A 10,330-nucleotide genomic window follows, 5' to 3' on the forward strand; every position below is an offset into this window, starting at 1 on the left:
CAAGCTCATTTCATGAACTTACAGCTCCATCACTTATCATAGAATGTCTATTTACAGACTTTATTTCACAGACTCTTTCATACCTTGGAATTATGGAAAGAAACGATACCCTCCAGCAAACATTTCATATGGTAAAACAGTCACTATCACTAAAGGATTATATTACCGCTGAAAATATACTACAATTTGCACTTGATATAATCACTGACTATATTGGATGCAATAATCTTGATTACACAACCGGAATGTTTTATCAAGGTATTATTTCCCTTAATAAAAAAGACTATAAGAATGCCGCTTCTGCATTTGACATTTCACATAGCCTTTTTAAACAATATCTTGGCGATGATCATGAATATACCATATTTACTAAAAAATATCTCTATTTACCTATTTTGCAATGATATCTTTCATTAATTGCCACACAAACAATTACAGGTCGATATCACACTCTGTTCCACTCCTATCCTCAACAAAAATCCTTCTTGTTCATTTAATATTTTCTTTATTTTAAATTCTTGTATTTTTGTAAGTGGGACAGAAAAAGCGATATCTTTGTCTTGAAAATTTTTTGACATAATTCTATAATACAAATCTTAAATAAAAATCTGCCACTCTTCCAGTTCACTGTCCAAAGGTTTTTCATAGATTAAGCTTGATATCCTGCCCACTTTGTTCGTTTTGACACATTCATCTCTGCCAACATATTTTTCCCAAGTATTGATGTTTTCCCTCCAGTGACAACTCCTTCTTTGCCTGAAGAGCCTAGGGATTTTATATCAGTTTATCATACATTATTTAGTGTTACAAAAATGCCCGCAACGCCTTTGTTAATCAGGCATTGCGAGCAATATAACACTTTATGATTTTTTATGATAAACTGTAAAACGTTCATGTATTTGTGAAATAATTTTAGGTTTAAAATATTGCCTTATACTCATTATCTTTAATATAATTTTTCATAAGCTTAAACAGCTTTGGGCTAATCAGTATTCTCTGCTCTCTGTCATAATATACTTTAGTCTTGTACACGTCGTGTGCTGAAAAATCTATTAGCTCACGTAATTCGAATTTTTCAGGATGATAGCCCTTTGGAATATCGTATAAGGCATACTCTCTGCCGCAACTTTCACATATTCTATATTCATAGACACTTGATATAACGTCATATTCTTCTATGGGGGTAAATGCATATCCTTGCATTTCTTTACCGCAATAGACCGGTCTAAAATCCTCACTGTTAACTCCATTGTCTAAGAAATAATTGTATAGGTCAGCTGACACGCATAACAGTTCTTCTATTCCTGCACCAAACTTGAACATTTTTCTTGGTCTTCCGCCCTTTACTTTCTTTCCAACTTTTATAATGTCCACATCCTTTAGTATTCTTCTTCCGCATGTATCACATGGATAGTCATTATAATCCTTGCTCTGAATATAACTTCTTGTCGGATTTAACCAAAACATTTTTGCCTTTTCAAGTTCTTCGTCAGTGTACTTATAGAAATATTCAATTATTAAATCCACTTCATCCATATTTTCTCCAAACTTCATTATTTCATTATAAAGTTGACTCATATATTCTACTTTATACACATCACCTATCAATTCCCCATCATTTCTTACCACATAAGATTTTAACTTGTTTCTAAGTTCACGTTCCTCTTCTGCTCGTTTGTAAGCAAATTCTGGGTATACACCTACTGCTATTTCTGCATAAATTTCCACTTTTGTCTCTCCTTTTTTCTTAAACGCTTTATTAGTATTCCTTTATTTTCCATAATTAGCCTCTATCCATCTCTTTGCAATTGTTTTAAGTTTAGGCATGTCTCCATACACCTTGTCACAAGCAACTAACAATTTTTTCTTGGTCACACCGCTGTAATTAGTTCCATATCCTATCTGTTTTTTCCATCTTTTTGTTATTTTCTTATGTAGATTTTTTGACAGAGGTATTGAAAGCATTTCCCCTTTTTTACAAGTCGTTTTCATTGTGCGTAATAAACGTTTTTCAATTATATGATGTACTTCAACATTTTTAACTCCTTTATATGACTTTTTTAAATGTCTATACTCGCCTATTGAAATTTTTGACATACTGTTAATGTCAGAAATTGTCTCAGCAGCTCGCAATGCCATTTTCTTTTTAACTGCAAATTTACCTGCCTTTGCAATTTTTCTGGTCTTCCTGAATTTTAATGATACTTTAGCTGCAGATGAACTTCTTGATATTGCTCTAGATGCTTTTATACCTGCCTTTGCACCTTTTCCTACATATGATCCTGGTACATAAGGAAGAAATGTAGCACCAATATCCCAAGCCAAATAACCTAAATTTCCCCAGGATGGATCATTTATCAATTCATATCCTGAATATACAATGCTACCTGCATCAAGCAATGTTTCAATAAAATGTCCACTCGTATCCACATAACTTATAGGATTTCCCGCGCAATATGCATATAAGTTCCATGAATTCTCATCTGATTCCGCTCCTCTGTACGTGTCCTGACTTAAGAATTCACCTTCATCTGCATTATAATAGCGGGCATTCAGGTAATAAAGTCCTGTTAATTCATCATAAATTCCACCTGTATAACAAATTTCATTATAGAAATCACTATCTGTTTCAATTGATGTTTCGCCATAGTCTGTATAACTGTAACTCTGACTGCATTCACCTTTTCCATTTGTTATGGCTGTTGTAGAGCCCTGAACATCCTTTGAATAGAAATACTCACTCTGGCTGCCACCATAATATCTAATGCCTGCAAATGTATTGTTCTCATTTCCTATGATGTTCTGGCTTGTCTTTTTACCATTATCATCCGTTGTGTATAATAGTACACTTCCTTCATAATAATAACATGTTGTGGTTGTGATGGACTTTCCATCTGCCGTTGTTGTTTCCGTCTTTCTGATTCTCTGTCCCTGACCGTTATAATCATTATGCTGTCTGCTTACCTCAACATTGTCTTTTTCTATTTTAACATCAACTAACTGATTTTCAACATCATATTCATAAGATGTAACTGTTCCGTTTCCTGTATCCGTGGCACTTATTTGGTTTCCTTTTACATCATATTTATATGACTTGCTTGAGGTTTTAACACTTGAACCGTCCTTACATTCGATTACCGTGCTTGAAGTTAACTGATTCAGGCTATTGTAACTGTTATATGAATAACGACCTGTTGTTTTTGACTGGTCTGTTGCTACCGTGTCAGTCTCTAGTTCAGACTCATATGTTCTGTTTCCAACCTTATCATACCTGTAGGTGCACCGTGTTGTTTTATATAACAGTCTGTTATTTTTTTCAGAGGCCACAAGTCTTCCATCTTTATCATAAGAATAGTTTGTTTCCTCATCCTTTAATGAATTATCATAACCGGTTTTCTCATGTTTATATGTAATGTTCGAGTTTCTGTCGTATTTATACTCATAGCTTTCAAGTACTTTTTCCCTATTGGAATTCGTATAATACTTCATTGATGTTACTCTGTCAAAACCATCATATTCATAATCTCTTTGAATGTAATCCGTTCCATTACTTAAGAAATTTTTGTAATCCCTGATGTATTGTATTTTACTGTCATTATAATACTCATACTTTCTGATTGGAACTGTCTTATCAGACAATATTCCATCAATTTCAGTAATCCACTTGTCCTTGTTATATACAAACTTTATTCCTTTTAATTTATCTCCTGAATTATTCGGATAATAAATTTTTTCTATGTTATCATCAACATTGTAAACATACTTTATTTTTGCCTTTTCAATTACATCTTTTGAAGGAGTGCTGCCTGCATTAATTTCAGAAACAGCAATGTTTCTTCCAAATTTATCATATTCATAATATGTATGTCTGTATGATTCACCATTTTTGTAATCAATGGCTGACTGTACATTTCCTTCTGTATCGTATGAATATGTTGTATAGCTTTCACATTTTCCGTTTTTATTAAATTTGGATTTTTTTAATAAATAACCTGTTGATGCTTCGTATTCGGACTGTACATAACTTCCATCAGCATATGTTTCCTTTATCTGTTGACCATTGTCATCATATTCATATACTGTGGATATTCCCTTTCCTAAATTATCCTTCTGATTTATTTCGTCCAGTATTTTTAATGTCTGACCGGCCCCATTATTATATGTTCTTGAAATGTTTCCCATTGCATCAGTAACTGTGCTTTCAACAAGCTTATTGTCAATGACACCTTTTAAGTTAATAAGTTCCTTATCATTTATTATGTTATCATATTTGTATGAATTGGCATTTCCCTCAGGCGTTGTTACTTGTGTAACTCTTCCCTGGTTATCGTATTCATATGATGTAACATTTCCTTCACCGTCTACAGACTTTGTTACGTTTCCATTTACATCATATTCTTTCTTTGTAACTATTGAATCATTTCCAACTTCATACTGTGTTCCCGTAATCTCAGGATTTGTTATTGTTGAAGTCTGATTTCCTTTTGCATCATATGTTGTTACCGTAAGTTTTTCACCCACAACCTTGCTTACGTCATCCTCATTCATTCCACTTACATATGTAGTAAAGACTTTTCCCTGTGAATCATATGTATAATCACTATAAAATCCGTTACTTAATTCTTTCACGGTTCTTCCGTTTCCATCTACATAAGATTTGCTAAGTTCCTCACCCTTTTCATTATATGTTGTTGTTATGAACGCATCATTTACTACCATGCATTGCACTCCATCAAAAACATCTGTGCTTCCATATGTATATTCATTTTTAGTAATCTTTGTGTCGCTTCCAACCTTAAGGGTTGTTGTCTTGTTTCTGTTTAATGAATCATATGTGTATGTTGTTATTCTTCCACACTCATCAGTACTCTCCACAACATTTCCGTTATTATCATATTTACTTTGTGTTGTTTTAACGGTTGTTTTTCCCTTTTCAGTTTTTGTTTCCGTTGTTTTTATTGTTCTAAAGAAATCATCATATTCATACTGTGTTTTGTTCCCTGATTTCTTATCGAGTTCCTCAATTACATTCCCATACCTGTCATAAGTATATTCAACCTGCTCCTCTACTGTTCCTTCTACTGAATTTTCATTTTTTTCGTCACCGACCTCATTGTATTCCGTATCTTCAACACTGAACTTTATGCCGTTTGCCTCATTATTTGTATTCTCTACCAGAGTTTCCGTGACCTTTTTAACCAGACCACTTCCGTCTTTACTGTACTCATACCTTGTGATTTTCTTTTCGACGAAATCCGTTTCCTTTAAAATATTACCTTTTTCATCATATTCATATTTCCTGTTTGAAATGATGTTGTTATTTGAATCTTTAGTAATGCTTTGTGTAGGCTGAACTTTTGTAAAATCATTTCTTGTGTCATTATATTCATAAGTGATTATGTTGCCTGATGAATCTTTTTCGCTCTTAATGTTTCCATTTGGATAATATTCCGTATTCTCCTTTTCGCTTGCATTCTTTTTCACAACCTTGTTATTTTCCAGTGCATAATAACATGATTTTTCCGCTGTGTTTGTTATTAAGGATTTCTTTTCCTTATCATATTCATATGTGGTTACATTGCCACTTCCATCCTTTTTCTCTGTAACTCTTCCATCCCCTGCAAAAGAGTATGTCTCTGAGGATAACTTTTTGTCTTCACCTGAACCATTGTATGATGAAACAACTGCTTTGGAAAGTTTTTCTCCCTCTGAATAACCATATGAATATTTAGTATGTTCTCCATTTGGTTTTACATATTTTCCTATTGTTCCATTTGCATTATACTCTAACAGGTAGCTGTTTCCATTTGCATCTACAATGTCTGACAGTAATCCGTTTTTATAGGAATATTTATACTCAATTTTCTTTCCGTTTGTTCCCTGATATGTTGCCTTTACAAGATGAGAATCCTCATATGTGTAAGAATACCCGTATGCATTATCCTCAACTGATATTTTACTGACAAGTCCCTCTTCATTATAAGAGAAGACAGCCTTTTGACCTTTGTCTGTTGATACCGATTTGATTTTCCCGTCTTTTTCATTGTATGAAATACAAACAAAGTTATTATTTGCTTCTTCAATTAAGACAAGTCTTCCCGCATCATCAAATCTTAATATTTCTCCTGTCTTATCAGTAACCTTATAATGCACATCTATTTCCAGGTTTTCCTTTTCACCTGTTGTCTTCTCAACTGTTTTGTTTATCACATCATCATCAGTTTTCAGTTTCATGTCAGCATTCTCAACACACTCACTCATATATGGTGTGTTTTGCTTTTCAAAGGTATAGACTGCCCTGCTTCCATCAGAATAATAATATTTGTCATCACACTCTGAAACATAAGCATCATATTCACAGTTCCATCCGTATCCAAAGGATGATTTGTTTAACGATTTGGAATTATAATATCTTGTTATCTTTACCGGAATGCTTATTGCCGGAAGTGAAATGTCATCCTGCTCATAAAGGAAATTTCCTTTTGACAATTCTATCTGTCCTGTTCCGTTTGGATTTGAAACGGATGAATACGTAAACATCGAATTATTTCCAAGTCTGTTATTCTTTGTTTCCAGTCCAATTGTCCCTGATGATATTTCTTCTGAACAGTCACTATAAATGTTTCCATTTTCTGTTTTCTTAACAGTTCTTATCTTGTAGTAATAAGTTTTTCCTTCTTCCCCTGATACTTTTATCATTCCCTTTGAAGAGTATGACTTTACAAGTGTATCATTGTCTATTACCACATTTGGTGTTTCAGACCTATATACCTGATATTTAACATCATCTCTGAACTTTCCGCTCTTTGTGGAAAATCTGAGGATTGTGTTTCCTCCAATCTGTTCAACTGCATAAACATTTACGGGTGTATAATCATCCAGTTCATAGTCCGCTGTTTCATAATAATAGTTACAACTTACCTCTTTTGAAACATTCCCCCCCTTATCAACTGCTCTTACAGTTAATGTGTATTTTCCATCCTTTGAAAAATCAACGCCCTGAAGCTGACCTTCTCCACTTGAGTCTAGTCCCAAGGTCTTATACTCTCCATCATTTATCTTTATTTGAATCTCTGACAGATTATCATCACTAAATCCACTCCAATAAACAATTGGAAGCTTATTACTTGTATTAAAAAATCCAGTTTTTGGTATAACTTTAACATACCCTGCCTCTGGTGTGACAGTGTCTCTATAATATGTTAACTCCTGTTCTTCTCCATTACCTGCCTTATCCGTTGCAGTAATGCTTATGTTGTTTTCTCCTTCTTCAACATTCTTTAATTCCACTTCCCCTGATGAACCGTTAACATTTATCTTTTCACCATTTAATTCTACTTCATAACTTTTTAATGTCTTATCGCTTATTGTATATTTCAATACAGGCTTTTTCTCTGAGTTATCCATTTTTTCGCTATTAGTATTAGGATTAATTGACGCACTTATGACCGGGGCATCTTCATCGTAATAATATGTAAAACTTTTTACGTCACTTACGTTTCCTGCCTTATCCACTGCCCTTACTTTAATTGTGTTTGCCTGTCCGGACACCAGACCTGATATTTCCTCATCTTCACTTTCTTTGTCATCACTTAAACTTTTATAACTTCCGTTATTTACGCTGACCTGAACGCAATAAAAATTGTCATCCTTCACACTATATTCCAATACAGGTTCACTATCGCTGTATGTATTTGTGTTTGTACTTTCCTTAATTACAAATTTTGTAAAAACAGGTTTAGCCTTATCAATGTGAAATGTTGCACTTTTTCCTGTTCCTGTTATTCCTCCCTTGTCTACTCCTCTAGTATAAACCTTATAGGTTCCATTCTTCAGGTCTCCCACATTAATTGTTGCGTTTCCTGAGGCAGTTGTTCCTATCTTGGTTGATGCGGAATATCCATGTCCGCTTAGTGTATTGCCATCTGCGTCCGTGATTCTATATTGAACATAAGAAAGCGCATGCGCAGAAATTCCCGCCTAACTTACTTTTAAACTTTCACCTGATTTTAGGTAACTTCTGTTTGCATCACTACTGCACTTGGCTGTTACCGCTGATGCTGTTGTAGGAGCATCATAATATACTACTTTTAATTTTGGTACATGACCGGATGCTCTTGCTCCATAGAATCTTACATATGAAGAAGATGATCACTTCCTGCCTTAAACAGCAGTCCGTAACACTTGTTTCCATCACCTGATCCCTTTGCCACGTTTTGTGCCCATGTCTTTAGATTGATTTCATGTTTTGCATCTGCTGAGCCCTTTGACTTAAATGATGCCAGATTTGCACTTGTTCCGCCCGGCTGATTATTCCATGTGACTGTTCCACATTTAAAACTTGCAGCTGCCGGCTTTACATATATTGTTGAACCATTTACGCCTGAACCGTTTTCATACACCGTAAGTGTTGCGCTGTCTATGTATTTATCTTTTACTGTTTTTGCAAGGGACTTTGCTCTGAAATATGTTCTGAACACACCCTGACTTCCCTTTCCCACGGAAAAAGTCTTTACTCCACTGCTAAAATAGTTTGTGCCTTTAGCACTGTTAAGCACATATGTCTCCGGAAGATCAGTTGTTCCATTCCATGTAACAGTTGGATCAATTGCTACCGGATATGTTGCATTCTCCAGATACTTTTCATCAATCACCAGTTTTAAAATGTATCTGTGCACATCACCTTCTTTTTCATTTATTTCTATTAATTCATAATGTATTTCCTCTGAATAATTATTTTCAGTGGCATCGTCCATAAACGGTGCTTCCATTCCACCCACAATGTCATCATCCTCAGAATACAGTGTTATTCCACCACCTGTTTCATCCACTTTTGCGTAACATCCCTGTAATGTCATGTTAAAGGAAACAACATTGCTCTTTGGTTTATTTTTTAGAATAATGGTTTCCTTTAATCCATGCTCCAATGACTCATATGACAGTTCTGTTGCTTTATTTTCCCCTTCGTATCCGGCAATTACTTTCTTTTCTTCCCTACTTCCGTCATATACACTTGTCACACTCTTTGAATCCAATTTTACTTTTTCAGTTTCTGATGACACAATGTTTTCTTCTGAATCTTCATCTTCCACGTCTGCCGGTGAAAAAGATACTATGCAGTTCTCTTTTGCCATTACTATTGGTGTTTTCTCTGACAATCTGCTTGGTAAAAACTGCTTAGAATCTCCTTCCTTATTTACATAACTGTATTTTTCCTTTTCTGTTCCTTTTACTTCCACTGAATCTGTAACCTGTTTTTTATCACTTTTATCAAGTTTTACGAATTCATTATCATACTCAGATAACTGACCTTTTTCATTTTCAAAATAAATGTCATCTGAATAATAAGTTGTCTGTTTCATCCCATTAGACAACAAAAAAGTGGTGGAGTCTGTTGTTCTGTCTGATACAATTTCCTCTACCACTTCAGGCTTGCAATATCCCTCATTATTAACATTGCTTCCTAATTCTGTTTTTTCTTTTGTTTCTAATTTTTCTTCTGCTTTTACTAATGAAAAGCCAGTCCCTGTATTACATGTAGCTAATGTTATCACTAATACAAGTACCATAAATCTTTTTACTACCTTCTTCAATACTTTTCCCTCCATTTCTGTAATCTTCATCTAGTAGTTAAAATGTGCGAATATATAAATAATTCGACATTGTAGGGATTGTATCATGTATTATATCGTCAATAAAGACTTGATTTTTCCAACGGATTATGGTATTGAATCGTTTTTATTATTGCTAATATTTTATCAATATGCAAATCAAACTTATTACACCAATCACTCCTATTATATATATCAATAATGTATTTCTCCTACTGTAATTTTTTCCTGAGGATATTTTGAACCGTTAGGCTTTTTTTCAGAAATGGTGGCAAAAATCAAGGTCAATCCTCCCACTCTGCCAAAAAACATCAGGCAAATCAAGATTATATGGGAAACAAGCCCCAGATCAGGAGTTATTCCCAGCGATAACCCTACTGTTCCGATTGCCGACGCCGTCTCAAACAAAGCGGTCATAAGTGGAATATCTTCTATGCTACTAATTACCATTCCTCCAGCAAGAAATAAAACGATATACATCAAAAAAATTGTAGCTGCATTTCTGATAGTGCCATCTGGAATTTGTCTGCCGAAAAAATGGGTGTGTTCCTTTTTCCTAAATACAGATAATGCCGATGAAACGAGAACTGCAAGAGTTGTCGTTTTCATACCACCTGCAGTGGAACCAGGCGAGCCACCGATGAGCATCAGCATAATGATAAGCATTTGCCCAACTTCACTGAGTAAAGTCAAATCTGCCGTATTGAATCCTGCTGTTC

5 protein-coding genes are annotated in these 10,330 nt (G+C 34.5%); 1 reads left to right on the plus strand and 4 read right to left on the minus strand.

Annotated elements, in window-relative coordinates; genetic code table 11:
• Positions 1 to 404: hypothetical protein (locus Q5O73_RS08470; RefSeq protein WP_302669462.1), on the plus strand; the 404-nt coding region annotated here is incomplete at its 5' end.
• Between the two features lie 514 nt (positions 405 to 918).
• Here the strand turns inward: Q5O73_RS08470 and Q5O73_RS08475 are convergent.
• From Q5O73_RS08475 to Q5O73_RS08490, 4 genes are all read right to left on the minus strand, one after another.
• Positions 919 to 1,728 carry a hypothetical protein gene (locus Q5O73_RS08475; RefSeq protein WP_288933335.1) on the minus strand — a complete coding sequence of 270 codons (810 nt, stop codon included), beginning with the start codon at positions 1,726 to 1,728 and terminating at the stop codon, positions 919 to 921.
• A gap of 42 nt (positions 1,729 to 1,770) precedes the next feature.
• Positions 1,771 to 7,845, minus strand: a complete 6,075-nt coding sequence (locus Q5O73_RS08480; protein ID WP_302669463.1) for an RHS repeat-associated core domain-containing protein — start codon at positions 7,843 to 7,845, stop codon at positions 1,771 to 1,773.
• A 287-nt stretch (positions 7,846 to 8,132) separates the two neighbouring features.
• Positions 8,133 to 9,593 carry a DNRLRE domain-containing protein gene (locus tag Q5O73_RS08485; RefSeq protein WP_302669464.1) on the minus strand — a complete coding sequence of 487 codons (1,461 nt, stop codon included), beginning with the start codon at positions 9,591 to 9,593 and terminating at the stop codon, positions 8,133 to 8,135.
• 213 nt (positions 9,594 to 9,806) lie between these two features.
• Positions 9,807 to 10,330 (minus strand): potassium transporter TrkG (locus Q5O73_RS08490; protein ID WP_302669465.1); only part of this gene is annotated, 524 nt, incomplete at its 5' end.

The sequence above is a fragment of the Eubacterium sp. AF15-50 genome (assembly GCF_934835595.1).
GTDB lineage: Bacteria > Bacillota > Clostridia > Lachnospirales > Lachnospiraceae > Eubacterium_G > Eubacterium_G segne.